Genomic DNA, 24903 nt, shown 5'->3' on the forward strand with positions numbered 1-24903 from the left:
CGTGGCCTCGGCCCGGCCCATCAGGTGATTACCTAGTCGCTGTCCGGGATTACCCTCGCGCCGGGCTGGAAGCATCGGAAGCTGGCGCCATTTCTTTCCCGCCGAACCAGGCGACATACAAGGTCGGCAGCAGCACCAGAGTTAGAACGGTTGCGACGAGCAGGCCGCCCATGATCGCAAAGGCCATCGGCCCCCAGAAGACGGTCGGCGCTATCGGGATCATGCCGAGTACGGTTGAGACGGCCGTCAGCATGATCGGACGAAAGCGGGAGCTGCTTGCATCCACTGCCGCCTGCCAGGGCCCCTTCCCTTGCAAGCGCTCCGCCTCGATTTGCCCGATCAGGATCACCGCGTTCTTGCTAATCATGCCAAGCAGCGCCAACACGCCGAGGATGGCGACGAAGCCCAGCGGCCGCCCGGACACGAGCAGCGCCGCGACGACGCCGATCAGGCCGAGCGGCGCGACGCTAACGACCATCAATAATCGCGGGAAGCTCTGCAGCTGCACCATCAGCACCGTAAACATGACGAACAACATCATCGGTACGACTGCCATCACGGACGACCTCGAATTTCGGCTCTCCTCCACCGTGCCGCCGATCACGACATCGTAGGAACGCGGCAGAGTGGCCTTCAGCTTGGCGATAGCGGGAGCCAGCCGATTGACCACCGTCTCCGGCGGCATCTCGTCGGGAACGGCGGCCCGCACCGTCAGGGTCGGCATGCGATCGCGCCGCCAGATCAGCGGAAACTCCTGACCGTATTCGAAGGTGGCAAACTGGCTCAGCGGAACGGTCTGCCCTCCCGGGATCGGCACCTGCAGCGTCCGCAAGCTCGGCAGCGAGACGCGCTGCTCGTCCGTTGCGCGGGCCAGCACATCGACGAGGTAGATATCGTCCCGCACCTGGGTCACGGGCAGGCCGGAGATCACGGTGTTCAGAACGATTGAGATCGCCTGCGAGCTCAGGCCGAGACGGCGCGCCTCATCCTGGTTGACGCGAACGCGGATCTGGCGATCCGGCTCCATCCAGTCGAAATTGAGGCTCTTGGCCCTCGGATCGGAGCCGACGATCCGCGCGACTTCGACCGCGATGTCACGCACGAGCTCGACGTCGGGACCGCTGACGCGATACTGCAGCGGCCATCCCACGGGGGGACCGAGCCCAAGCGGCGAAACCGAGGAGATGGCGTTCGGGAATTCTTCCACAAGGAACCGTTCCAGCTTGGCATGCAGGCGCTCGCGTGCCGCGACGTCTTTGGCCACAACGACCGCCTGGGTGAAGAAGTCATTCGGCAGCTCGACGCTGAGCGGCAGATAGAAGCGGATCGCACCGCGCCCGACATTGGTACTCCAATGACCAACGTCGGGATCACCGGTCAGTACTTGATCGAGGCGCTTGGCCGCCGCCTCGCTGGCGTAAATCGATGCATTCTGCGGCAGGCCGATGTCCACGAGAAGTTCCGGCCGGTCGGACAATGGAAAGAACTGCTGCGGAACCAGCGGAAGCGCGAGCACGGAAGCGAGAAAAAGCGCAACCGTCGCGCCGATCGTCAGCCATTTGGCGCGGATCGCCAGGACCAGAAAGCGCCGGTACAAGCGAAAGGCCATTCCCGGCGCATCGGCTGTGGTCTTGGGCGGCGCGAGGATAGCGACGCCGAGCAGCGGCGTGAAGATGACGGCGACGAACCACGACGCCAGGAGAGCGATCGTAACCACCACAAACAGCGAGAACGTGTATTCGCCGGCCGCGCTGGCTGCAAAGCCCACCGGAATGAACCCGGCGATCGTTACGAGTGTGCCCGTGAGCATGGCGACTGCATGCGTGCGAAAGGCGTAGGCCGCGGCCGCGATCTTGCCGTCGCCCAGCGCCAACCGATTAAGCGTGGCGTCCGTCGTCGTCATGGCGTCGTCGACCAGCAGCGCGAGCGCGATGATGAGAGCGCCGAGGGAAATTCGCTGCATATCGATGCGAAGAAACTCCATCGTCGGGAACACGATCGCAAGCGTGAGCGGAATAGCCAGTGCGATGATGAGGCCCGGCCGAACGCCGAGGCTGATGAAGCTCACGACGAGGATGATCGCGATCGCCTGCACCAGCGAGGTCATGAACTCGCGGATCGCTTTGTCCACCACGACGGCCTGGTCGGCCACGAGGCTCGGTTCGATTCCGATCGGCAGATCGGCCGTGATCTCTGCCATCGCCGCCTTGATGTTCCTGCCGAGAACGAGAATATCGCCGCCCTCGCGCATCGCGATCGCGAGCCCGATCGCTGGACGACCGCCGACCCGGAACAGCGGTTGCGGCGGATCGGCATAGCCTCGCCGTACCGTCGCGAGATCGCTCAGACGTAGCGTGCGACCGCCCGCGCTGAAGTTGATGTCGGCAATGTCCTGCTCCGACTGGAACGCCCCGGACACCCGAAACGAAATTCGCTCGGTCCCGGTCTGGATGGTGCCGGCCGGGCTCACGACATTCTGTGCCTGCAGGGCGGCGATCAGAGCCGTGCGATCGACCCCGAGACTTGCGAGTTGCCGTTTCGAGAACTCGACGAAGATCACTTCGTCCTGCGCACCCAGCAGTTCGATCTTCGCGACATCGGGCACGTCTAGAAGACGCGAGCGGACCGCCTCGACCCGGTCACGCAGCTCGCGCTGGGTAAATCCATCACTGGTGAATCCATAGATGATCCCGAACGTGTCGCCGAAATCGTCATTGAACGCAGGTCCCACGATGCCCGCCGGCAGCGTGTGACGGATGTCCCCGATGGATTTCCTCACCTGGTACCAGGTATCGGAGACGTCCCTTGCGTTCGCGCTCCCCTTCAAGTTCACGAAGATAGTGGTGAGACCGGCCCGAGTGAAGCTGCGCAGGAAGTCCAGATGTGGCGTCTCTTGCAACCGCCGCTCGAGCCGTTCGGTCACCTGCTTCATCGTCTCTTCGGCCGTCGCTCCAGGCCAGGCCGCTTGAACAACCATAGTCCTGATGGTGAATGCAGGATCTTCGTTCCGGCCCAGCCGCAGATAGGACAGCACGCCGGCGATGACGGCGGCAATCATCAGATAAATGACGAGCGAACGGCGCCCGAGCGCCCATTCCGAGAGGTTGAGCCCGGTCATGGCTCCGACCCAAGGACGCGCACCCGCTGACCCGGATGAAGTGCCTGGACGCCCGCGGTCACCACGACCTCGCCTATGTCCAAACCTTGCGAGATGATCACCTGCGCCTGATCGAACCTCAAGACGTCGACATTGCGGATGGCGACCGTCTTCGTCGCGGGATCCAGGATCCAGACCGCCGGCTGGCGATTCATCCTGGTCAGCGCCGTTGCCGGAATGTCGATCATTGGTCCGGCGCTCATCTCGACGCGCCCCGTGACAGTCGCCCCCAGCCGCATCGCGGCAGGGGGATCGCGAAGTCCTATCTTGATCTCAAAGGTTCGCGTGACCGGATTGGCCTGCGCGGCAACCTGCCGGATACGCCCTTCCGCAGTCACCGCTGGATCGTCGGTCAGACTGACGCTCACCTGCAGATTGGACGGTGCCGCGCGGACGAATTGAGCCGGCATGTCGAAGACCGCGTCTCGGCCATCCTGCCGCGCGATCCGCGCAATCGTCTGTCCGGCCTGGACGACCTCTCCGGCGGCGGGCCCCGTTTCGGTTATCTTGCCCGGTGCATCGGCCCGCAGCTCGGTGAAGCTGACCTGGTCGTGGGCGGAATTCAACTGAGCTTCGGCCATTTCAACATTCGATTGCGCAGTCTGTTGCGCCTGCGTCGCGGCCTCGAAGTTGGCGCGCGTGGTCCATCCCTGCGCCAACAGAGTCTGCTGGCGTTCGAAATGATTGCGTGCCTGAGTGAGCTGGCCCTGAGCTGCGGCAAGAGCGGCCTGCGCCTGCCGCAACGCGCTGAGTTGGTCCTGCGATTCAAGCTGCGCCAACAGCTGGCCGGCCTCGACGCGCTCACCGAGCCGGATGTCGCTCGAGTGCAGCCGACCGGAAATTCGAAATGCCAGATTCACTTCGTCTTCGGCTTCGATGCGGCCGGAAAATGTGAGGGGCGTGAGTTGATCCCGCTTCTCGACTGTCATGGTGCGGACGGGACGCGCCGGCGCCGGAAGGGAGTCCGTCGCCGCCTCCCTCTCACAGGCGACCAGCAACAGCGCAGAAACCCCTGCAACAAGCGTCGTACTCATTGACCGCAGCTGCATGAATTGACCCATCCGTGCCGCTGAGGATTTTGCGGAGAATTCATCCCGCTTGTATCGGTAAATCTACTGAGCATCCGCGGGTGCAATCGTGAACGAACATCCGGCGGAGCCGAAAGATTCCGGCAGCGAAGTCAGGCGATCACCCGACAGCCCAAGCGCGCAGACGGTGCATAAGCCTGCAGCTGCCGCCGTTGCGGCGCATGCGACCCCTTCGTCAAAGCCGCGGCGGGTTTGACGAGCCTGCGATCCGCGGCTCGACGTGATTGCTCAACGACAAGGAGAAACCAAGATGACAAAGCTGGCTTTGCTCTCCGCTGCCGTCTTCATTGCGCTCAGTGCCATGGGCTCGTGGACGCCAGGACAAGCGCAGGATCTGGCATGGTGCAGAAAGTTCAGGGGAACGCTGACCTGTATGTATGACACTCGCGCCCAATGCCGCGCGTCGGTGAGCGGGCGGTCCGGCACCTGCGTCCCCAATCCGCGCCGCTAGATGCCGCAATTGATCGCCGAGGTAGCATCGATCGGGCGGCGCCAGCAATTTCACTTTGCGCCGCCCCTTCGGGACGCAGTCTACAGCGTCCAATCTCATTCGGAACATTCCCCACCGGGACCGAGGGTTTTCTCCGATCCCCTGAGGCAGCTCTCGCGCGGTAGCTTCCTCGGGTCCGCTTGCATGCTCCAACGGGAGGTCTTCATGTCAGATCTGGTCGCCATCGTATATCCGTCGGAGGCGAAAGCCGAAGAAGTGCGTCAGCAATTGCTCAGGCTGCAGAAGGAATATCTGATCACGATCAGTGACGCCGTGATCGCCGTAAAGACGGACCAGGGCAGCATCAAGCTCAACCAACTCGTCAACACGACCGCCATGGGCGCGGTGACGGGAAGCTTCTGGGGCCTTTTAATCGGTGTCCTCTTTCTCAATCCGATCCTCGGAGTTGCCGTAGGCGCAGCGTCGGGTGCACTCGGCGGCGCTCTTTCGGACGTCGGAATCGACGATGCCTTTATGAAGAGTCTCTCCGCCAGCCTTCAGCCCGGCAACGCCGCCCTGTTCGTCCTGATCAAGCACATGACCGCCGACAAGGTGATCAAGGAGATCAAGGACGCGGGCGGCGTCGTACTCAAGACCTCCCTCGACGAGACGAAGGAAAAGGCGTTGCGCGATGCCCTCGCCAGCACGGTGGAGCGGCCGGCGGCCTGAGCCGCCGCCCTTCCCTTCTCAACGGCGGCCGCCCGCAAGACGCAGCAGCATCAGGAACAGGTTGAGGAAATTGAGATAGAGCGACAGCGCGGCAAGGACCGACTTTCGCCCCGAAGCGGTTTGGTCATCCGCGCTGTCGTACATCGCCTTGATCCGTTGCGTGTCATAGGCCGTCAAGCCGGCAAACACGCCGACTCCTACGATCGAGATCAGCCAGTCGAGCGCAGTCGACCACAGGAACAGGTTGACGACGCTCGCGAAGATGATCCCAATCAGCCCCATGAACAGGAAGGTACCCAATCCCGAAAGGTCGCGCCGGGTCGTGTAGCCGAAGACGCTGAGCCCGCCGAACATTGCAGCAGCGATGACGAAGACGCGGGTTATCGACGAACTGGTGTAGATGTGTAGTAGGATCGAGAGCGAGATACCGACCAGGGCAGCATAGAGGAAGAACAGCAGGCGCGCAGTTGGCACCGACAATGTCTCGATGCGCGAGCTGAGAAAGAACACCAACCCAAGCGGCGCCAGGATGAAAACCCACATCAGCGGGCTCTGCAGCAGCGCGGGGCCGGTGACCTGATAGGTCAGGCCGGCGGCGACGGCGGTCAGGGCGACACCAGCGGCCATGTAGCCATAGATCCGCAACATGTACTGGCGCAGTCCGGCATCCACGGTGATCCGGCCGCCGACGACGTCTGTCGCCGCCAAGTTCTGATCGAGATTCGACATCGCATCCTCCTGTGCAACCCCCTAAAGCGCGACCACGCTAGGCTCTGCTTCGACGGAACAACATCGGACAATCACCCGAAGACATCAGGTGAAAACCACTCTTGCCCGAATGGGGACGGCAGGGCGCTGATTGCCGATCCGTAAGACTGGAACCTGCTTCGCAGGTCGTAAGACTTTTGACTGAGGCACCTTGCGCTTTTGTCACTGGAGACCGGAGGCGCCATGACCTAACCGGAGGCATGCGCTTCTTCTTCCATATCACCGATCGATACGGCGTCTCGCCCGACACGATCGGATGCGATCTTAGCGAGCAGGATGCGGCCGTCCTACATGCCAGGCGCCTGGCCGCCGAACTCGCCAAGTCCGGCGAGTTCTTCCGTGGCAGCGTCGTGCTGGTCGCGCGGGATACGTTGCCGACGTCCTGGCACAAGGGCGAGGACGACACCGCCGCTTCCCGTGGCGATATCTGAATCGGCGGCCACCGATTTCCTGCCTCTCTTCCTACAGACAATCCCTGATGTGCGCACGCGGGAGGTGGCTCTAAGCTTCCGGGAGGGAGGCCGCGAATGCAGCCGCCTCGGATCGGAAGGCATCCATCATGGCTGCTTCGACAAGCGAGGCCGATCAGAAGCTTTCGCGCAATGCGCTGATCGCCCTGGTGATCGGGTCGATGGTCGGCTCCGGCATCTTCGCATTGCCGGCTCAGTTCGGGCGCACCACCGGCGCTTTGGGAGCGATCATTGCCTGGATGATTGCTGGCACCGGCATGTTGACTCTGGCCTTCGTGTTCCAATCGCTATCCCGGCGCAAGCCGGAGCTCGATGCGGGCATCTACGCCTATGCCAAAGCCGGTTTCGGTGATTACATCGGCTTTGCGTCCGCCGCCGGCTACTGGATCGGCTGTTGTCTAGCCGACGTCGCCTGCCTCATCCTGATCAAGGCCACGCTCGGCCAATTCTTCCCCATGTTCGGCGACGGCACCACGCCGGTAGCCATCGCTTCGGCCTCCGTGCTGCTTTGGAGCGTCCATATTCTGGTGCTGCGCGGCATCAAGGGGGCTGCCGCGCTCAACACGGTCACAACTTTCGCGAAGATCATTCCCATCGTGCTGTTCATCGTGGTGGCTGCGGTCGCCCTGAACCGCGGGCTTTTCTCCGACAATTTCTGGGGAACGACCGAGCCCGACGCCGGGCAGGTGTTGAGCCAGGTCCGCAGCACGATGCTGCTCACGGTGTTCGTCTTCGTCGGAATCGAGGGCGCGAGCGTGTATTCGCGTTACGCACGAAGGCGCGACGACATCGGTATCGCGACGGTCACCGGCTTTCTGACCGTTCTCTGCCTTCTCGTGCTCGTGACACTCCTGTCCTACGGCATCCTGCCGCGGAGCGGGCTCGCGGACCTGCCGACACCATCGATGGCAGGCGTGATGGAGGCCATGGTCGGCCGCTGGGGCGGTGTGTTCATCAGTATCGCATTGCTGATCTCGATCCTCGGCAATTACCTGTCATGGTCCCTCCTTGCGGCCGAGATCCTGCACTCAGCGGCCATTCAGCGCACGATGCCGGCCTTTCTGGCGCGCGAGAACGTTCACAAGGTCCCTGTCGGCGCGCTCTGGCTCACCAACTGCGTGATCCAGGCGTTGCTTCTTGTGAGCTGGTTCGCCGAATATGCCTTCACGCTCGCCCTCAAGATGACGAGCGCAATGACACTGGTCCCGTATTTCCTCGTGGCGGCTTACGGCCTGAAGCTCGCATGGACTGGTGACGCTTATGCTTCCGGCGAGCGCGCCCGCACCAGCGAGGGGATCTTCGCGGCTGTCGCGACGCTCTACGCGGCGGGAATGATCTACGCCGGCGGGGCGAAATTTCTCCTGCTATCCGCGATCCTCTACGCGCCGGGAACGCTGCTGTTCCTGATCGCCAAGCGCGAACGCAAGGAGCGGCTTTTCAGGCCGGTCGAGTCCGTCCTGTTCGGCGCGGTGGCCATCGCCGCGGGGATCGGAATCTACGGCCTGGCTGTCGGAGCCATCGCGATCTGACCGATTATCGCTGACCGCATGGAGGCGAGGATGAAGATGTGGATCAACTATCGTACCCTGTTCCTCACCGCAGTCGTAGCCGCCACTCTGCCGTCAAGCATTTCCCCGGCTCAGCCGAAGGACGATACCGTGGCCGCGCCGAAGCAAACCGGCACGGCCGCCCCGGGCGATGCGAGGCCCAACATCAACACCAACACGAATCCATTCAAGCATCGCTATTGGCGTCATCGCGGCGGCAAGCATCCGCATTTTGGCAGCCGCCGCGTCCGCTCGTGAGGCGTGACCACATGACGGCGGACCGATCGATGAGCGACGCCAGGGTCGGATCCGAGCGGGTCCGCGGCCTCGTTCGGAATGAGAGCCCGATCGACGATTCGGTCCAATCCGGACGACCGAGCCTGCTTGCGATCGGCCTCACTGTGCTCGTCGTGGCCGTGGCCCTCTTCCTGGTCTGGCAAACGGTGTCGAGTCTCTTGGTCGTGTTCGCAGGCGTGCTTTTCGCAGCCTTTCTCGATGCCGCAGCCCGGGCTCTGGCGCCGGTTCTTCCTCTCAGCCGCGTCTGGCGTCTGACGCTCGTTCTCCTGCTGCTGTCGGCGCTGGCAGGCTTCGGGCTGGCCTGGGGGACCGGTAAGCTGCCGGAGCAGACGCGTGTGCTGCTGAAAGTCATGGATGCCCAGGTCGACATCCTGCAAGAGCATTTGTTGTCTTATGGCGTGGATCTGCTCGGCCCGGAATGGGGGCGTGACTTCGCGCAGTGGCTGTTCGCCGACCAGGGTCGGTTCCTCAGCCATGCGCAATTCCTGCTCGGCGGCGCCTCGAGCCTTTTGACCGCCGTGCTCGTGATCTTGTTCCTCGGCATTCTCTTCGCCTTCGATCCCATCAGCTACCGCGACAGCGTGGTCGTGCTGGTCAGGCAATCTTACCGGGCCCGCGCGCGCGAGGTGATGGACGAGATGGGCACCGTGATGCGACTGTGGTTCGTCGGCCAGTTGATCCGCATCATCCTGATGACGCTCTTCGTCTGGCTTGCCCTTTATCTCATCGGCCTGCCTGGCCCATTCGTTCTCGGATTGCAGGCAGGATTGTCGAACTTCATCCCCTATCTTGGGCCAATCGTCGCCGCGATCCCGATCGCGCTCGTTGCGATGCCGCTCGGAGCCTCGCCGCTGATCTGGGCGGTCGCGGTCTACACCATCATCCAGTCGATCGAAGGTTACGTCATCGGCCCGCTGATTCAGCGGCATGCGGTCGAGACCCCGCCAGCCTGGACCCTGGTCGCCATCGTCCTGCTGGGCGCCTTGTTCGGCGTCATGGGCATTGCGCTCGCGATGCCGCTCGTCGCGGTCGGACGGGTGGCGATCATCAGGTTGTATGTCGAGGATTATCTCGGAGACAGGATCGAACCGGCAACGACCGATCCCCCAATCCTGGGTGAGCAGCCATGAGCGAAACGGATGCACAGCAGCGTGAAGACCACGTGCCTCAACAGGCGCGCTCGGGAATGGGGCGTCTTGTCTGGCAGCAGCTTCCGTACGCCGTCGCGCTGCTGCTCGCCATCGCAGGAGTTGCCTATACCAACGTCTCGCACCAGCCGCTGATCGGCTATTGGGAATTCCTGGCGCTGGCGATCGGGGTGGTCTGCGTCATCACCAAATGGCCGGAGATCGAAGGCAGGGAGGGCCAGATTCGTCTGATCTGGACCCAGGCGCTGCACTGGATCGCCGTCCTGATCACGATGAACATCATCCTGGTCTCCGGCGTTCAGCAACTGCTCCCGACGCCGGCAACCGGTCTCGTCCTGCTGACGCTGCTCGCGCTCGGCACATTCCTCGCAGGCATCAGCCTGTTGTCATTGCAGATCGCTTTTCTCGGCCTTGCAATGGGCGCAGCCGTCCCGGCAATCTCGTGGCTGAAGCAATCCATCTTCTTCTTCCTGCTTGGCGCCGTGCTGCTGATCGGGCTGGCCATTTCGTTCTGGCTGCGCCGGGACGGCGGCCCGCCGCGGGCCCCGACCGAAACAAAGCACCAGGCGGAGGCTTGAATGCGACAATTGCCATATCTCGCGGCCATCAGCGCAGTGGCGGTGCTGTTGACGATTCCATCGCCCGCAGGTGCCGAGAGATTCAGAATAGGCAGGCTGCTATGCTTCTCGGAGCCGCGCGTCGGGCTGGTGCTCGGATCGACGCAGTCGCTGCGCTGCGTGTTCGATGGGGTGCGCCCTGCCCGCCGCTACGTCTACGAGGGACGGATCAGACGCCTCGGCCTTGATCTCGGCGTGACCAGCGCCGGCACGCTGTCCTGGGCCGTTTTCGCAAGGAGTTCGCGGATTGGTGCCGGCACTTTGCGCGGCAGCTATGTGGGCGCGAGTGGCAATTTCGCTCTAGGCCCCGGCCTCGGCGCCAACGTCCTGATTGGCGGCTCGCGCAGGAGCATCATGCTCCAGCCAATCTCGATCGAACGCTCGATCGGGCTCAATCTCGCGGCCGGCGTGACCCATCTGACACTGGGCCCGCGCGGACCGCGATGAGCCGTGTCCGCTCAGGAAAGGTCGCAACAAGTTGGAATGAGAATATTCCCGCCCCTCAACTCCGGGTTTCGTCCGATGTTGGACCTGCTGGTTCAAGTCTAGGATCGAAGGCGCGTCGATCGGAGCGTGAGCACCCAGGAGGTTCGCATGACCGTGTACGACAGCCGCGGCGATCTCAACACGCTGGGTGCCCCACCGCTATGGCTTGCGCTCTCCTCGGAATTGTCCTGATCGCCGCCGGCCTCCTCGCCCTCGGCGATCTCGCCTTCGCCACGATCATCAGTGTCAAGTTCATTGGGCTCACCGCAATCGCTGCCGGCGCCTTCGAGATCGCGCATGCGTTCTGGACAAAGGGTTGGGGCAGTTTCCTGTGGCGGATCATTCTCGGTGCGCTCTACCTCGCATTCGGCCTGATCCTTCTTACCCAGCCGGCGTCGGGTGCACTGATCCTGACCTATTTCCTCGGCGCGCTGCTATTCGCATCTGGCGTCGTTCGATGCGTGCTGAGTTTCGCCTATTGGCGACAGAACGGCTGGATGATGCTGATCTCTGGCGTCTTCGCCATGGCCGCCGGCGTGCTCATCCTGTTTGGCTTCCCGGATATTAGCGTCTGGGCGCTCGGCTTCCTGCTCGGCGTCGACCTGATCTCACACGGCCTCGCATGGCTGCTCTACGCCCTGCAATCGCTGCGATCGACTGCGTGACAGAGGAGGACGACACATGGTTGATTCCAGCCGCCGAGCCTTCCTAGGCTTCGCAACGAGCGCTCTTGCCGCTGCCGCGCTCGGCGCCACCGGCGTCCGCTTGATCGACGTTGCCGAAGCGCGGCCGATCGATCCAGATCCGCGACGCGCCACCACGTCGTCAGAACTGATCAAAACGCAGTGGGGACCGCCTCCGCGACCCGGCTGGGGCCCTCCACCGCGCCGTCGCCGCCACCGGCGCTGGGTCTGCTGGTGGCATCGCGGCCGACGTCGCTGCGGTTGGCGTTGGGTCTAGGCGGGTCTCCGAAGCCTTGCGAAGCTGATGGAGGTAACGATGCGCGACAGGAACCAATGGGCGATCGCCGCCTTGCTGGCCGGTCTGCTGGTCGGGGCGAGCTGGTTTTGCGTGTCGGTCTGGCGATCGACGCCGATGCCCCTCTATGGAAACGTCATCCTGACCGGAGCCGTGATTCTCATCCTGATCCTAGGCTGCGGCCTGATCGCGCTGATGTTCTACAGCCATCGCAAAGGTTACGACGAACCAGCCCGCAGCAACAGGACGCAGCGCGAGTAATGCAGTCCGCCAGATGCCGAACGAAGTGACGTCGGCGTTCGGAGCTCTGGAACACGGAGCGGACCATGAACCTTGCTGACGTCGCGACCAGATTACTGGCGGCAGGATTGGTTACGGTCTCGATCGGCGGGACTGTCCGGACCCAGCCGACGCCTTCCACGCCTGCCGTCGGCGTTGTGGAGGCAACGCGCCGGCTGATCACCGAAAGCAACGAGTTCCTCGGCCGAGTTGAGGCGGTCAACCGGGTCAACGTGACGGCCCGTGTCACCGCCACTCTGGAGCAGCGGCTGTTCAACGAGGGTGCCGAGATCAAAAAGGGCGACCAGCTCTATCGGCTGGAGCGCGGCCCATTCGAGGCCGATCTCGCAGCCAAGCAGGCGCAGGTGGCGCAACTCGAGGCGATGCTGGAAAACGCCAGGCTGACGACGGAGCGTGCCCGCACCCTTCTCGGCGGGCCGGCCGGGCAGCAATCGACCTATGACGCCGCGCTCGCCACCCAGCGCAGCTTACAGGCCCAGGTCCAGGCTGCCCAGGCGCAGGTCCAGGCCTCGCAAATCAATCTCGACTACACCGTCATCAATGCTCCGATCGACGGCAAGATCGGTCGCACGGCGCTAACCGAAGGCAACATCGTCGGGCCCTCCTCCGGCGTGCTGACCACGATCGTCAGCCAGGACCCGATGCACGTCACGTTCCCGGTGCCGCTGCGAGAGGGGCTCGAGCTGCGCGAGCGGTACCTCCCACAAGGCGGTCTCGAGGCGGTGACGATCAGGCTGCGGCTGCCGGACGGCCGTATGTACGGTCAGTCCGGCAGACTGAACTTCGTCGACAACAGCATCGCCCAGAATACCGACACGATCATGGTCCGCGGCGAGATTGCCAACCCGATCTTGCGCGCCCCGTCTGCCGCAGGCGTGACCGCGCACGAGCTGACCGACGGCGAGTTCGTCACCGTTCTGCTCGAAGGCGTCCAGCCGATCGAAGTACTTGCGATCCCACGCGCGGCGGTGTTGTCCGACCAGCGCGGCGACTATGTTCTCGTCGTCGGCAAGGACAATAAGGCAGAGGAGCGGCGCGTTCAGCTCGGACAATCGACCGCAACAATTGCCGCCGTCATCGGCGGGCTTGCTGCCGGCGACAAGGTGATCGCCGAAGGGTTGCAGCGGGTTCGCGCGGGTCAGACCGTCGCTCCGGATGCAGCAAGCGCACTCCTGCGGTCGAGCATGGACGGCGCAGCGAGCGAGGCGCCACCGCGGAGCGGCCGCGGCACTCCGATCCGGCCCCACGCCGCGGACCGCACTCCATGATATCGGGCGTCTTCGTCGATCGTCCGCGCCTTGCGATAGTGATCGCACTTCTCATCACCATTGCCGGCGCGTTGGCACTCACGCAAATTCCCGTGGCGCAATTTCCGGATATCGTGCCGCCGCAGGTGACCGTCTCCGCGACCTTCCCAGGCGCGTCCGCCGAGGTCGTGGAAAGCAGCGTCGCCCAGCCTCTCGAAGCGCAGGTGATCGGCGTCGACCGCGCGCTCTACATGAAATCGACAAGCGGCAATGACGGCAGCTACACGCTCACCATTTCGTTCGCGCATGGCACCAATGCCGACATCAACACGGTCAACGTCAATAATCGCGTGCAGAGCGCCCTGTCGCAGTTGCCGACGGAGGTGCAGCAGCAAGGCGTGAGGGTGCAGAAGCGATCCTCGTCGATCCTGCAGTTCCTCGTGCTCTACAGCGCCGACGGCCAGCAGGATCCCCTCTTCATCACCAACTACGCCATCATCAACGCGCTGGACGCGATCGCGAGCACGCCGGGTGTCGGCCAAGCGAACCTGTTCGCAAAGATGAACTATTCGATGCGAATCTGGTTCGATTCGCAGCGGCTCACCAGCCTCAGCTTGACCCCCTCGGACGTGATTGCCGCGATCCGCGCGCAGAGCGTCCAAGCTGCCGTCGGCCGCATCGGCGCGCGGCCGATCAGCGACGATCAGCAGTTCCAATTCAACGTGCAGACCCTCGGCCGACTCGCCAGCGCCGATCAATTCGCCAACATCGTGCTACGCGCCAATCCCGACGGATCCTCGCTGCTGGTGAAAGACGTCGCGCGCGTCGAGATCGGTGCGCAAAACGTCGACAGCGAGGCGCGGATCGACGGGCGCGCCGCCGTTCCGATCGCAGTCTACCTTGCGCCGGGAGCGAACGCGGTGACCACGGCGCGAGCGGTGGCCGAGACGATGCAACGGCTGTCAATGCGATTTCCGCCTGGACTGAGCTATCTCGTCCAATACGATTCCACGAGCTTCGTTCGGGACACGATCGCGGAGGTCTTGCGGACACTGGCCGAAGCCTTCGTCCTCGTGATGCTAGTCGTCTATATCTTCCTCGGTAGTCTCCGTGCGACGGTGATCCCGGCCATCGCAGTACCGGTGAGCCTGATCGGCACGTTCGCAGTTCTGCTCGCGTTCGGCTATTCGGCCAATACGGTATCGCTGCTCGCGATGGTCCTCGCCATCGGCATCGTCGTCGACGATGCCATCGTCGTGGTGGAGAATGTCGAGCGCGTCATGGCGGCGGAACCAAGCCTGGCTCCAGCCGAGGCCACCAAGAAAGCCATGACCCAGATCACCGCGCCGATCATCGCGATCACGCTGGTGCTGCTCTCGGTCTTCGTGCCGATCGCGTTCATTCCCGGCATTTCGGGCACGTTGTTCCGTCAGTTCGCCGTGACGATCAGCGCCGCAATGTTGATTTCGGCGCTGAACGCCCTGACGCTATCCCCTGCACTGTGCGCGCTGCTGATGCGTCACGGCAGACGGCCCCGCGGCATCATCGGCCGTGTACTCGGCGGCATCGACTGGTTGCGCGAGCGCTACGGCAACGGCGTCCGCTACCTCGTGCGCCGGGCCGCCCTCTCGCTGCTGCTGGTTGCGGTATTCGCCGCCGGCATCTTCGGTGTCTCACTGCTAACTCCGACCGGCTTCCTGCCGGAGGAGGACCAGGGCGCCTTCTTCACCTCCGTACAACTGCCCGACGGCGCGTCGGTCGCGCGCACCAGCCAGGTTACGCGCGAGATCGAAGACGTCCTGAAACAGATGCCGGCCGTCGATCACGTGCTCGCGGTGATCGGCTTTTCAATGCTCGATGGCGTCTCCCAATCGAACAGCGCACTGGTGGTGGCGCGGCTCAAGCCATTTTCCGACCGGACGGCGGCCGCAGACTCGGCGCAGGCGCTAATCTCCAGGACATTCGCAGCCGGTGCCCAGGTACGACAAGCCAATGTGCTGCCGTTCAACCTGCCGCCGATCATCGGCCTCTCCACCGGCGGCGGATTCGAGTACCAGCTTCAAGCTCTGGAAGGACAGGGCCCAGCCGCGATTTCGAGCGTGACAAACGCCCTGATCGGCGCCGCCAACGCCGATTCGCGGCTCACGCGGGTGTTCTCGACCTTCACCGCGACCAATCCGTCGCTCTATCTCGACGTCGACCGGCGAAAGGCCCAAGCGCTGGGCGTCGCGGTCAATGACATCTTCATGGCGCTGCAGGCGACGCTCGGCGGCGTCTACGTCAACAACTTCAACCTGTTCGGACGCACCTGGCAGGTCAACGTTCAGGGCGACGCATCCGATCGCGCCCACGTCTCGGATATCTGGCGGATCTACGTGCGCAACAACAACGGCGAGATGGTGCCGATGCGGGCGCTGGCCGACGTCATGGTCGTAACCGGGCCGCAGGTCATCACTCGCTACAACAATCATCGTTCCGTGACGGTGAACGGCAGCCCTGCGCCGGGGACCTCTTCGGGCACCGCGCTATCCGCGATGGCGCAGATCTCCGACACCGTGCTGCCGTCCGGCTACGACTTCGCCTGGACCGGCACCGCCTTTCAGGAGCAGGGAGCGGCAGGTCAGACCGGAATCGTGCTCGCGCTGGCCGTGATGTTCGCCTATCTGTTCCTGGTCGCACTTTACGAGAGCACGGTGATCCCGATCCCGGTGCTGCTGTCGGTGGTCGTCGGTGTGCTCGGATCTTATCTCGGCATCATGACTGCGCGCCTCAATCTCGACCTCTATGGCCAGATCGGCCTCGTTGTGCTGATCGCTCTTGCCGCCAAGAACGGCATCCTGATCGTCGAGTTTGCGAGGGAACAGCGGGAGGCGGGTATCCCGATCTGTGAGGCCGCGGTTCAGGGTGCCTATATGCGTTTTCGTGCGGTCATGATGACGTCACTTGCGTTCATCCTCGGCCTTCTGCCGCTGGTCATTGCGACCGGAGCTGCCGCGCTGAGCCGCAGAGCAGTGGGCACCGCTGTCTTCGCTGGTATGCTCGCAGCAAGCTCGATCGGGATCTTCCTGGTGCCGATGCTCTACGTCACCTTCCAGCGCATACGGGAGCGCGCGAAAGGCACAATCAAAAGCGGCTAAGAATGCCCGATCCTAACAAAAACATAGAACGTAACGAAAGAATGTCGTCTGGCTTAGATGAGCTACTTCGATGATTGAGGAGTACGCTGCCGGATTACGAGAGATTATTAGTAAGCTGCGCAGAAAATTGAACCAAGTTTACCCGGGTAGAGCTTTCATAGAGCGCTATTTCCACAGTTGGCACCCCGATTCCTGCTCCGCCGGTGTACAGAGAATCCCTAATGTACGGGACAGACGGCGTCTCTAAGCTGGCGGACTGGAAGGCTCGGGGACCCCGCTCAATCCGCGGGACGTACTTCTATGCGGGTCCTTTGGTGCAACGGAGCTCACATCAAGCGGAAGCTGGCGCAAGTCGAATGTAGCAGCATAGGGACCCGACCTTGCCACGAGTGTTCTGATGGATGGCTCTCGCCAAATGGTCACGGCCCGATGGTTGTCGGTCGAGCGAATCGGAACGAACTCGTGTGCGGCGCGACAACTTCTGCCGGGCTCCGCGCCGCTGGCGAGAGAACACAACATGCTAGGAAGGAACACTGCAAATGCGGATAGCCGAGTGTGCCACGATCATTGTTGCGACGTGCACCTTTCTCACGCCGGCAGAGCCGCAAGAGCGGATTGCAGTCACCGTCTTCGAGAACGTGCGCATCTTTGACGGGAAGAGCGAGACGCTTTCCGTCCCATCGAATGTCGTCATCCGCGGAAACATCATCGAGCGGATCGTGACCGCGCCCATTCCAACCGATCGTCGCGTGGACGCCCGCGTCATACAAGGCGGTGGACGCGTGCTGATGCCCGGGCTCAGCGACATGCACTGGCACGCGATGATGGTCCGTCCAACACCCGCGCAGATGCTGTCGAGCGACCTCGGATATACGACCCTGCTGGCGAGCGCGGAAGCGACAGCGACACTGATGCGCGGATTCACGACAGTCAGGGACATGGGCGGCCCCACCTTCTCACTCAAACGCGCGATCGATGAAGGTCTCGTCCCGGGTCCCCGCATCTATCCATCGGGAGCCGTCATCACGGTCTCCGGCGGCCATGGAGACTTCCGCGAGCTTTGGGAGCTGCCGCAAAGTCAGGGCGGAGCAAGCCGCGTCGAACAGCTCGGCGGAAGCATCATCGCGGATGATCCCGACGAGGTCCGCAAGCGCGTGCGCGAACAGCTCATGCAGGGCGCGTCCCAGGTCAAGCTGACGGCAGGGGGAGGCGTCGCCTCGCCTTTCAGCCCACTTGATGTGACCACATTCAGCGAAGCGGACTTGCGCGCGGCCGTCGAAACCGCCACCGATTGGGGGACGTATGTTGCAACACACGCATATACACCGAGCGCAATTCGACGTTCCATCGCCGCGGGCGTCAAAGTGATCGAACATGGTCATCTCATGGATGAACCGACTGCACGCCTCATCGCCGAAAAGCAAATCTGGCTGAGCACTCAGCCGTTCGTAGACCTCGGCGGCGCAGCCATGCTCCCCCCCGCCCAACAGGCGCAGATGCGCCAGGTTGTTGCGGGAACGGACACCGTGTACGGGTTCGTCAAGAAGTTTGGGATCAAGACTGCCTTTGGAACAGATATCCTCTTCTCGAAGCCACTGGCCGAGCATCAGGGTCAGGGCATCGTAGACCTCACGCGGTGGTTCACGCCGGCGGAAGCGCTGACGATGGCGACCTCAACCAATGGAGAGCTGCTCGCGCTTTCCGGTGCGCGGAATCCTTATCCCGGCAGGATCGGAGTGGTCGAGGAAGGCGCATTGGCCGATCTCCTGCTCGTCGATGGCAATCCGCTGGAAGACATTCGCCTTATCGAGGACCCTGCAAATAGGCTTGTCGTCATCATGAAGGACGGGATCATCTACAAAGACACCAATCCCAAGTGACCTATTCTCACGGCTGCGCCTGTGACCGATAGTGATGGCCTATCACCCTGCCTGACGGACATCAAACCGGATATTTCAACAACCAGCGCAGACCTTTCGCTTGGGTAAGCCGAGATTGATCGACTCCAAGGGCCTGACCGACTTCATGATCTCCGAGTCCACGAAGTGCGCCGGGATCATCAAGAAGATCGGCATCGAGCCGATGTAGCGATGCTTGGCGAAGACCTTTCGTTCCAATCCGCTTGGCGCCTCCAACCTGACCGCATCATGATCTAGATGCTGCGCGGTTGCGTTCCTCTGCATGCCGGCGTCGCAATATGCAACGGGCACCGTCGTCGCCATCGATGGCGGCTTTCTGGCAGGATAGTCAGCCGTCTCCGATCGGCCGCAGATCGTGCCAGAGTTGAAGATGCGGAAGCTCGACAAGGATGCGGTGCGTGGTCCTCTCGCCGCCCTAGGAGTGAGCAGGCCCGGACGGCGCCACGTCCAAGCGGACCGCGATCCCGTCCAGATCCGGGGTCGGCGCTGGATAATGCATCATGACGAGCGGATCGTGACCTGGAACGATGTGGTCCGCATCCGGCGCTGCGGCGCGCAGTTTGTCGAACCCCGCCAGCATGTCGCCGACATGAAACGCCGTCGTAAAAGGACGCTCGCTGGTCAGGTTTTCGTAGAAATGACTGACGTCGGAAGCGAGCACGACCGGACCGCGGCGCGTGTTGACCCGGACGAATTGAAGCCCGGCGGAATGTCCGCCCGCCGCATGGACCGTTAGCCCGGGAGCGATCTCAGCATCGCCATCGTAGAACAGGACTCGGCGCGCATAGTTCAGCCGCACGATGCCGCAGACGTCCTCGACCTCGAAAGAATGCGACAACCTCGGATATTGCATGTAGCGGCCGGTGGCGTAGGCAAGCTCGCGCTCCTGGAGATGAAATCGTGCGTTCGGAAAGCGGTCGAAATTGCCGGCATGGTCGTAGTGCAGATGCGTGAGGATCACGTCCTCGATTTCGGCCGGCTCGATATCGAACGCCCCAAGAGCCTCCACCGGGCAGCGCAGGAATGTCCGCCTGCGCTGCTCCGCAATTTCGGCGTTGAACCCGGTATCGATGACGAAGGTGCGCCCACCTCCCCGCGCCAGCCACATGAAATAGTCCATCGGCATCGGTCCGTCATGCGGATCACCGCCGATGAAGTGGTCGCTCCGCTGCGCATCCCGCGTTGCGTAGCGGATGGCGAAGAGTTCGTAGATCGGGTCAGCCATGGATTTGCTCAGGAGCCGGCCGCGTCGACCTCGTTGAAGGCCTCGCGCGCATTGCGGAAAGCGTCGATGCCGGCGGGCACGCCGCAATAGACCGCGACCTGGAGCAGGATCTCCTTGATCTCCTCCTTGGTCAGCCCGTTCTTCAACGCGCCCTTCACGTGCAGCTTCAGCTCGTGCGGCCGGTTCAGTGCGCCGAGCATCGCCAAATTGACGATCGAGCGCGTGCGACGGTCGACGCCGGGCCGCGTCCACAGCGCGCCCCAGCAGAATTCGGTGGACCATTCCGCCATCGTGCGCGTGAACTCGTCGGCACCGGCGATCGATTTGTTGACGTAGTCCTCGCCGAGCACCTCCTTGCGGACTTTGAGGCCCTTTTCGAACAGTTCGGTCTTGGTCATGATCGTCCCTTTCAGGTCTTGCGAGAGTCTAGTTGGAAGTTGTTCGGCGCATCGCCGAGGGCGGCCGCAACGATCGCAGCAGTTCGGCGACGTCAGCCACCGCATCGAGACGCCAGACGGCGTCGATGACACCGTCCGCGTCCCAATTGCTCTGGCCCGTTCGCACGCTTTCGCGCAGCTTGGCCTCGAGATCGCGATCTTCAAGCGGCGCTGCCCGGCTGCCGCGCGGCGAGATGACGGTCTCGGTGAAAACCTCGCCGGACGACAGGCGCACGGTCACGCGTGCCGCACCATCCGGCATCCCGTCATCCCACTCCGCCCTCACCTTCTGCCGCAGCTGCACAATATCGGGCCGGACGACCGTCTCGCGTGCAAACTCGGCGACGCCGGCTCTGCCGAGCAGCAATCCGCACGCCACGCAATGATGGATGCTGACGCGCGCATCGCGCTCGTTGTTGACGGGGCGGTCGCCGCGCGCAAGCAGCAGCGTCGAGCCTTGAACGGTCACGGTGTCAATCTGGTCGAATCGCCGACCGATCTGCTCTCGCAACTGAAGGCAGGCATCAATGACCGCATGAAAAACGATGCCGGCGGGGTAGGGCTTGTAGGTGTTCTTGGCGATCTCAAAGGTCTTGCCGAGACCATCAAGCAAGCGGGCAATATCCGGCTCGTCACCCATGGTGCGTGCCCAACCAAGCGGGCCTTCAATGGCGTGGGGGGCCGCCTCATAACCCTGCTCTGCAAGCAGCGCCGCAAACAAACCGTTGCGCGCCGCGTTGCCGACGCTGACATTCTTCGCGGCACTGGGCAGGTTCTCGACATTGCCTGCCGACTGGCTCGCCGCGAGCCCGATCGCATTCGCAATGCCCTCCGCGGGCAGACCCATTAGTTTGGCGCAAGCCGCCGCGGCGCCAAAGATCCCGCAGGTCGAAGTGATGTGCCAGCCGCGCGCATAATGGCGCGGCGAAACGGCGGCGCCGATGCGGCATTCGACGTCCACACCGAGGATGAACGCCGTCAACAATTCGCGTCCAGACAATTTATGCGTCTCCGCGAGTGCGAGGACTGGAGCTGCGACCGGTGCCGCCGGATGAATGATCGTCTCGGGATGGGTGTCGTCGAAATCGAGCAGGTTGGCCGAGATGGCGTTGAGAAACGATGCGCACATCGCGTCCATCGGCTGCGAATGACCGATGACCGTCGCGGTCGCGGCGCCGCTGAACGGCGACAGGGTTCGCATCGCCGCCATCACCACCGGATCGCGTGCGGAGCCGAGTGCCGTGGCGAAGAAATTCAGTATCGAGCGTCGCGCCTCGCCGCTCTGCGCCTCCACGTCCGCCCACGATGTCGCCGCGACGAAATCGGCGAGCGTCCTGCTCACGCTGGGAATTGGGTCTTGCGGCACGCGGGGCGTCTTCCTCGTTTTTCGGACCTTATGCCGATCCGCGGCAAACTGTCGACCCCAAATGTTATGCTTGACAGCTTGTCTGACAATCATAACAATCCGGCACGCTGGCACGGGAACCCGCCGCCGCAACGACGGCGTCGTCAGGGCCGGCCGGCGAACTGACAACGACAAGATCAAGACGGCGCGCCCCGCGTGGGATCGCGCGACAGGGAGTTAACGATGGCGGGAGAGACGCTCGGTGTGATCGGAACGGGCCGCATGGGCGGCCCCATGGCGGGGCGGTTGATGGACGCGGGCTATTCGCTCGTCGTCTACGACACGCAGACCGACGCGACGCAGCCGCTGGTCAAGCGCGGCGCCTTGGTCGGCAAGTCGCCGGCCGACGTCGCCTCGCGCGCCGACATCGTGCTCGCCAGTCTGCCGACGCCCGACATCGTCAAGGCCGTCACTCTCGGCGAGGACGGCATCAGCAGCGGCAACCGCGCCAAGATCGTCGTTGATCTCTCGACCTCTGGTCCCGGCGCGGCGAAGCTCGTTGCGGAAGGGCTGAAAGCCAAAGGCATGACGCTGGTCGATGCGCCCGTCAGCGGCGGCATCAAGGGCGCCGTGAACGGCACGCTCGCCGTTATGGTATCGTGCCCGCAAGCGACTTACGACATCGTGCAGCCGATCCTGAAGAATTTCGGCAAGCTGTTCTACACCGGCGACAAGCCCGGCGTGGCGCAGACCGCCAAGCTAGCCAACAATCTGATGGCGGCGGCGGCGCTGGTGATCACGTCGGAAGCGGTCGCCATGGGCGTCAAGGGCGGCGTCAACGCCAAGGTGCTGATCGATATCATCAACGCCAGCAGCGGCCGCAACAGCGCCTCCGAAGACAAATTTCCCCGTTCGGTGCTGCCGGGCACGTTCGATTTCGGATTCGCCACCGGCCTTTCCTACAAGGACGTCCGTCTCTGCGTGGACGAGGCCGAGGCCATGGGCGTGCCGATGGTCTGCGGCGCAGTGGTACGGCAGATGCTGGCGATCACCAACGCCAAATACGGCCCGTCATCCGATTTCACCTCGATCGCCAAGGTGCTCGAGGAGTGGGCCGGGGTCGAGATGCGCGGCTGAGCGCAAGAGCCTTTGGGAGAAACACTTGCGATGACGAACAGCCCGACCGGATCAGGCAAGGTATCGCTCGCGCGCCAGATGGCGCGGAGCGCACTTGCCGTTGATCTCGGAGATTTCGGGCCTGAAGTGGTCGCCAAGGCCAAGCTCTGCCTGCTCGACTTCCTGTCCTGCGCCTTCGAGGCGGGCCATCATCCCTGGAGTCGTCAGGCAATCGCGATCGCACAAGGTGGCGGCAGCGCAACCATCGTCGGAATGTCGCGACTCTCCTTGCCGGCCGATGCCGCCTTCGCCAATGCCGTGATGGGGCACGGACTCGTGCGGGAAGACATGCATGCCGCCAGCATTGCGCACCACGGCGTGGTGATCTGGCCCACATTGCTCGCGCTGTCTGAACAGTCGCAGCTGCACGGCTCAAGGCTGCTCGCAGCCGCGATAATCGGCTATGAGACCGGCGCGCGGATCGGCCGCGCGTTGCTGACCTCCGATCTCGCCCGGCTCTATCGTCCGACCGGCCTCGTGGCCCCTCTGGGCGCGGCGCTCGCCGGAAGTTTCGCGCTCAACCTGTCCGAAGACGCAGCGACCAGCGCCATCGCGATCGCAGCCAACACGTCCAGCGGTCTCAACGAGTGGCCGCATGCAGGCGGCTCCGACATGTATTTTCATCCGGGCTTCGCCGCCAGCAATGCGATCAAGGCAATCGGCCTCGCCGCAGCCGGCGCTTTCGGCTCCGAAACGATCCTCGAAGGCGAAGCGGGCCTGTTCGCCGCCTATGGTCGCCGGGCCGCGCCCGACAGCATCGCGCTGTTCCCGAATGGCGAATGCGAGATCATGGCGGTCTACAACAAGCCGGTCCCGGCCTGCAATTTCGCGCAGACCGCCGCGCAAGCGGCCCTTCGCGTCTCGCACGAACTCGCCGGCACCGAGGAGATCGACCGCGTCGTCGTTCGCGCTCCCGATGCCGCCGTGCGCTATCCTGGGTGCGCCTCCACCGGCCCGTATCGGAACGCGCTCCAGGCCAAGATGAGCATTCCCTTCAGCGTCGCGGCCACCCTCGTGAGGGGCGAGATCGAGGAAGGCAACTACGCCGAACTCGATGATGTCGATATCATCCGCCTGGTTGCGATCACGAAGCTTGAGCCGGATGTCGGCTTCACCACCGCGTTCCCCGACAAGCAGGGCGCGGATGTGACCGTGCATCTGCAGAGCGGCCGGACGATCCGGCACGCGCTACCCGACGTCATCGCCGCAACGCCTTCAGATATTCGCACGCGCTTTCGCACGGCCGCTCAGGGAGTCCTCGGTGAGGACCGCGCGTGCCGGTTGGAGCAACTCATCGAGAGCTGCGAACGGCTCGGCAACGCCGGCGATATCGCAGCACTATGCCGCCTGGACACGGCGGAACGGGTTTTACGATCGGCATCATAAGAAGTGCCGGAGAGTACGGGGGAAACATGGTCGACTTCGAGACCCGCTTAGGTTCGTCAGCCGCGCGGAGGCGAAGCTGATGGAAGGATTTCTGCAAGCGCTCGCCGCGGGCCTTCTGATCGGCGCCGTCTACGGCCTGATGTGCGTCGGGCTCGGCCTGATCTTCGGCGTCATGCGCGTCATCAACTTCGCCCATGGCGATTTCATGATGCTCGGCATGTACACTGCCTTCTATCTGTTCACCGCCGCCGGCGTTCAGTCGTTCTTCGGCAATGCCGTCGGACCGTTCGTCTCCATCCTGCTGGCCGGCCCGGTGCTTGCCGTATTCGGCTACTTCGTCCACCGGGCACTGATCTCGCACGTCTCGGGGACGCGCACCGCCTCGCTCGAAGGCGAGGGACACTACGCCCAGCTGATCCTCACGCTCGGCATCGCGCTGATCCTGCAGAACGGCGGCCTCATCGTGTTCGGCTCGGTGCTGGCCTCGATCCGCACGCCGCTGTCGAGCTCGGCCTGGGAGCTCGGCCCCTTCTTCGACATGAGCATCTTTCTCAACAAGGCCCGCAGCATCGACATGATCGTTTCGCTGATCATGATGATCCTGCTTTCGCTGCTGATCACGCGCACGCGGATCGGCAAATCGCTCCGCGCCGCTGCCGATAATCCGACCGCCGCGACCTATATGGGCATCGACGTCGACCGCGCGCACCGAACCGCCTTCGCGCTCGGCTGCGGCATCACGGCGATCGCCGGCGGCCTCCTCGCTACGAACTATCCGTTCCACCCGTTCGTCGGCCTCGAATACGTCATCGTCATGTATGCGGGCGTCGTGCTCGGCGGCATGGGCAGCATCATCGGCGCGTTCTGGGGCGGCATGACGATCGGGCTCGTGCAGCAGATGTCGACGCTGATCCTGCCGACGCAACTGCAGAACGCCGCGATCTTCGCCGTCTTCCTCCTCATCATCTTCTTTCGACCGCAAGGCTTCTTCGGACGGATGGTGGAGAGGACGTGAT

At 63.3% G+C, this 24903-nt stretch carries 23 protein-coding genes; 17 read left to right on the plus strand and 6 right to left on the minus strand.

Annotated elements, in window-relative coordinates; genetic code table 11:
* Positions 1 to 49: 49 nt before the first annotated feature.
* The gene (locus ACTEK7_RS22775) at positions 50 to 3118 is read right to left on the minus strand and encodes an efflux RND transporter permease subunit (protein WP_225147716.1); all 3069 of its coding nucleotides are present in this window, start codon (positions 3116 to 3118) and stop codon (positions 50 to 52) included.
* A complete protein-coding gene (locus tag ACTEK7_RS22780; protein ID WP_225147717.1) occupies positions 3115 to 4191 on the minus strand; it encodes an efflux RND transporter periplasmic adaptor subunit in 1077 nt (358 codons plus the stop codon). The genes ACTEK7_RS22775 and ACTEK7_RS22780 overlap by 4 nt, the downstream gene beginning before the upstream one ends.
* Positions 4192 to 4495: 304 nt before the next feature.
* Here ACTEK7_RS22780 and ACTEK7_RS22785 point away from each other — a divergent pair, with 304 nt between their 5' ends.
* Both ACTEK7_RS22785 and ACTEK7_RS22790 read left to right on the plus strand, forming a co-directional pair.
* Positions 4496 to 4696, plus strand: coding sequence for a DUF3551 domain-containing protein (locus tag ACTEK7_RS22785; RefSeq protein ID WP_081494582.1), 201 nt, complete (start codon positions 4496 to 4498; stop codon positions 4694 to 4696).
* 204 nt (positions 4697 to 4900) lie between these two features.
* Positions 4901 to 5404: a DUF1269 domain-containing protein gene (locus tag ACTEK7_RS22790; RefSeq protein ID WP_057026468.1), complete on the plus strand. Its 504-nt coding sequence runs from the start codon at positions 4901 to 4903 to the stop codon at positions 5402 to 5404.
* 18 nt (positions 5405 to 5422) lie between these two features.
* Here the strand turns inward: ACTEK7_RS22790 and ACTEK7_RS22795 are convergent, their stop codons facing one another.
* Complete coding sequence (locus ACTEK7_RS22795; RefSeq protein WP_225147718.1) at positions 5423 to 6133, minus strand: Bax inhibitor-1/YccA family protein; 711 nt, start codon at positions 6131 to 6133, stop codon at positions 5423 to 5425.
* Between the two features lie 239 nt (positions 6134 to 6372).
* Between ACTEK7_RS22795 and ACTEK7_RS22800 the strand changes: the two genes are divergently transcribed.
* From ACTEK7_RS22800 to ACTEK7_RS22855, 12 genes are all read left to right on the plus strand, one after another.
* Positions 6373 to 6603 (plus strand): DUF6894 family protein, encoded by a 231-nt coding sequence (locus ACTEK7_RS22800; RefSeq protein WP_036026643.1) that lies wholly within the window; start codon positions 6373 to 6375, stop codon positions 6601 to 6603.
* Positions 6604 to 6731: 128 nt separating this feature from the next.
* Entirely contained in the window at positions 6732 to 8171 is a 1440-nt protein-coding gene (locus ACTEK7_RS22805; protein WP_225147719.1) for a basic amino acid/polyamine antiporter, read from the plus strand.
* A 30-nt stretch (positions 8172 to 8201) separates the two neighbouring features.
* Complete coding sequence (locus ACTEK7_RS22810; RefSeq protein WP_036026659.1) at positions 8202 to 8447, plus strand: hypothetical protein; 246 nt, start codon at positions 8202 to 8204, stop codon at positions 8445 to 8447.
* Positions 8448 to 8476: 29 nt separating this feature from the next.
* Positions 8477 to 9616 carry an AI-2E family transporter gene (locus ACTEK7_RS22815; RefSeq protein WP_225147720.1) on the plus strand — a complete coding sequence of 380 codons (1140 nt, stop codon included), beginning with the start codon at positions 8477 to 8479 and terminating at the stop codon, positions 9614 to 9616.
* Positions 9613 to 10212: a hypothetical protein gene (locus tag ACTEK7_RS22820; protein ID WP_036035737.1), complete on the plus strand. Its 600-nt coding sequence runs from the start codon at positions 9613 to 9615 to the stop codon at positions 10210 to 10212. The genes ACTEK7_RS22815 and ACTEK7_RS22820 overlap by 4 nt, the downstream gene beginning before the upstream one ends.
* Positions 10213 to 10698: a DUF992 domain-containing protein gene (locus ACTEK7_RS22825; protein WP_225147721.1), complete on the plus strand. Its 486-nt coding sequence runs from the start codon at positions 10213 to 10215 to the stop codon at positions 10696 to 10698.
* A gap of 200 nt (positions 10699 to 10898) precedes the next feature.
* Complete coding sequence (locus tag ACTEK7_RS22830; protein WP_346347577.1) at positions 10899 to 11402, plus strand: HdeD family acid-resistance protein; 504 nt, start codon at positions 10899 to 10901, stop codon at positions 11400 to 11402.
* 16 nt (positions 11403 to 11418) lie between these two features.
* The gene (locus ACTEK7_RS22835; protein WP_225147722.1) at positions 11419 to 11697 is read left to right on the plus strand and encodes a twin-arginine translocation signal domain-containing protein; all 279 of its coding nucleotides are present in this window, start codon (positions 11419 to 11421) and stop codon (positions 11695 to 11697) included.
* Between the two features lie 39 nt (positions 11698 to 11736).
* Positions 11737 to 11976: a hypothetical protein gene (locus tag ACTEK7_RS22840; protein ID WP_063822473.1), complete on the plus strand. Its 240-nt coding sequence runs from the start codon at positions 11737 to 11739 to the stop codon at positions 11974 to 11976.
* A 65-nt stretch (positions 11977 to 12041) separates the two neighbouring features.
* On the plus strand, positions 12042 to 13283 hold the full coding sequence (locus ACTEK7_RS22845; protein WP_225147723.1) for an efflux RND transporter periplasmic adaptor subunit: 1242 nt from the start codon (positions 12042 to 12044) through the stop codon (positions 13281 to 13283).
* The gene (locus ACTEK7_RS22850; protein WP_225147724.1) at positions 13280 to 16399 is read left to right on the plus strand and encodes an efflux RND transporter permease subunit; all 3120 of its coding nucleotides are present in this window, start codon (positions 13280 to 13282) and stop codon (positions 16397 to 16399) included. Before ACTEK7_RS22845 ends, ACTEK7_RS22850 begins: the two co-directional genes overlap by 4 nt.
* A 539-nt stretch (positions 16400 to 16938) precedes the next feature.
* A complete protein-coding gene (locus tag ACTEK7_RS22855) occupies positions 16939 to 18279 on the plus strand; it encodes a metal-dependent hydrolase family protein (RefSeq protein ID WP_225147725.1) in 1341 nt (446 codons plus the stop codon).
* 454 nt (positions 18280 to 18733) lie between these two features.
* Here ACTEK7_RS22855 and ACTEK7_RS22860 read toward each other — a convergent pair whose 3' ends face one another.
* From ACTEK7_RS22860 to ACTEK7_RS22870, 3 genes are read right to left on the minus strand one after another with little or no spacing between them, the layout of a single operon-like run.
* Positions 18734 to 19543, minus strand: coding sequence for an N-acyl homoserine lactonase family protein (locus ACTEK7_RS22860; protein ID WP_225112288.1), 810 nt, complete (start codon positions 19541 to 19543; stop codon positions 18734 to 18736).
* 8 nt (positions 19544 to 19551) lie between these two features.
* Entirely contained in the window at positions 19552 to 19941 is a 390-nt protein-coding gene (locus ACTEK7_RS22865; protein WP_036011521.1) for a carboxymuconolactone decarboxylase family protein, read from the minus strand.
* 28 nt (positions 19942 to 19969) lie between these two features.
* The gene (locus tag ACTEK7_RS22870) at positions 19970 to 21322 is read right to left on the minus strand and encodes an MmgE/PrpD family protein (protein WP_225147726.1); all 1353 of its coding nucleotides are present in this window, start codon (positions 21320 to 21322) and stop codon (positions 19970 to 19972) included.
* 219 nt (positions 21323 to 21541) lie between these two features.
* Between ACTEK7_RS22870 and ACTEK7_RS22875 the strand changes: the two genes are divergently transcribed.
* The 3 genes from ACTEK7_RS22875 (at position 21542) to ACTEK7_RS22885 (ending at position 24902) form a co-directional block, all read left to right on the plus strand.
* Complete coding sequence (locus ACTEK7_RS22875) at positions 21542 to 22462, plus strand: NAD(P)-dependent oxidoreductase (RefSeq protein WP_345944109.1); 921 nt, start codon at positions 21542 to 21544, stop codon at positions 22460 to 22462.
* Positions 22463 to 22492: 30 nt separating this feature from the next.
* Positions 22493 to 23887: an MmgE/PrpD family protein gene (locus tag ACTEK7_RS22880; RefSeq protein WP_225147728.1), complete on the plus strand. Its 1395-nt coding sequence runs from the start codon at positions 22493 to 22495 to the stop codon at positions 23885 to 23887.
* 79 nt (positions 23888 to 23966) lie between these two features.
* Positions 23967 to 24902: a branched-chain amino acid ABC transporter permease gene (locus tag ACTEK7_RS22885; RefSeq protein WP_036011532.1), complete on the plus strand. Its 936-nt coding sequence runs from the start codon at positions 23967 to 23969 to the stop codon at positions 24900 to 24902.
* Position 24903: the final 1 nt, after the last annotated feature.

Source organism: Bradyrhizobium sp. JHI2711 (assembly GCF_056156565.1).

Coding starts and splice junctions, on each gene's coding strand:
- ACTEK7_RS22775 (WP_225147716.1), bottom strand. CDS start 3,118: ATGACCGGGCTCAACCTCTCGGAATGGGCGCTCGGGCGCCGTTCGCTC.
- ACTEK7_RS22780 (WP_225147717.1), bottom strand. CDS start 4,191: ATGAGTACGACGCTTGTTGCAGGGGTTTCTGCGCTGTTGCTGGTCGCC.
- ACTEK7_RS22785 (WP_081494582.1), top strand. CDS start 4,496: ATGACAAAGCTGGCTTTGCTCTCCGCTGCCGTCTTCATTGCGCTCAGT.
- ACTEK7_RS22790 (WP_057026468.1), top strand. CDS start 4,901: ATGTCAGATCTGGTCGCCATCGTATATCCGTCGGAGGCGAAAGCCGAA.
- ACTEK7_RS22795 (WP_225147718.1), bottom strand. CDS start 6,133: ATGTCGAATCTCGATCAGAACTTGGCGGCGACAGACGTCGTCGGCGGC.
- ACTEK7_RS22800 (WP_036026643.1), top strand. CDS start 6,373: ATGCGCTTCTTCTTCCATATCACCGATCGATACGGCGTCTCGCCCGAC.
- ACTEK7_RS22805 (WP_225147719.1), top strand. CDS start 6,732: ATGGCTGCTTCGACAAGCGAGGCCGATCAGAAGCTTTCGCGCAATGCG.
- ACTEK7_RS22810 (WP_036026659.1), top strand. CDS start 8,202: ATGAAGATGTGGATCAACTATCGTACCCTGTTCCTCACCGCAGTCGTA.
- ACTEK7_RS22815 (WP_225147720.1), top strand. CDS start 8,477: ATGAGCGACGCCAGGGTCGGATCCGAGCGGGTCCGCGGCCTCGTTCGG.
- ACTEK7_RS22820 (WP_036035737.1), top strand. CDS start 9,613: ATGAGCGAAACGGATGCACAGCAGCGTGAAGACCACGTGCCTCAACAG.
- ACTEK7_RS22825 (WP_225147721.1), top strand. CDS start 10,213: ATGCGACAATTGCCATATCTCGCGGCCATCAGCGCAGTGGCGGTGCTG.
- ACTEK7_RS22830 (WP_346347577.1), top strand. CDS start 10,899: ATGGCTTGCGCTCTCCTCGGAATTGTCCTGATCGCCGCCGGCCTCCTC.
- ACTEK7_RS22835 (WP_225147722.1), top strand. CDS start 11,419: ATGGTTGATTCCAGCCGCCGAGCCTTCCTAGGCTTCGCAACGAGCGCT.
- ACTEK7_RS22840 (WP_063822473.1), top strand. CDS start 11,737: ATGCGCGACAGGAACCAATGGGCGATCGCCGCCTTGCTGGCCGGTCTG.
- ACTEK7_RS22845 (WP_225147723.1), top strand. CDS start 12,042: ATGAACCTTGCTGACGTCGCGACCAGATTACTGGCGGCAGGATTGGTT.
- ACTEK7_RS22850 (WP_225147724.1), top strand. CDS start 13,280: ATGATATCGGGCGTCTTCGTCGATCGTCCGCGCCTTGCGATAGTGATC.
- ACTEK7_RS22855 (WP_225147725.1), top strand. CDS start 16,939: ATGCGGATAGCCGAGTGTGCCACGATCATTGTTGCGACGTGCACCTTT.
- ACTEK7_RS22860 (WP_225112288.1), bottom strand. CDS start 19,543: ATGGCTGACCCGATCTACGAACTCTTCGCCATCCGCTACGCAACGCGG.
- ACTEK7_RS22865 (WP_036011521.1), bottom strand. CDS start 19,941: ATGACCAAGACCGAACTGTTCGAAAAGGGCCTCAAAGTCCGCAAGGAG.
- ACTEK7_RS22880 (WP_225147728.1), top strand. CDS start 22,493: ATGACGAACAGCCCGACCGGATCAGGCAAGGTATCGCTCGCGCGCCAG.
- ACTEK7_RS22885 (WP_036011532.1), top strand. CDS start 23,967: ATGGAAGGATTTCTGCAAGCGCTCGCCGCGGGCCTTCTGATCGGCGCC.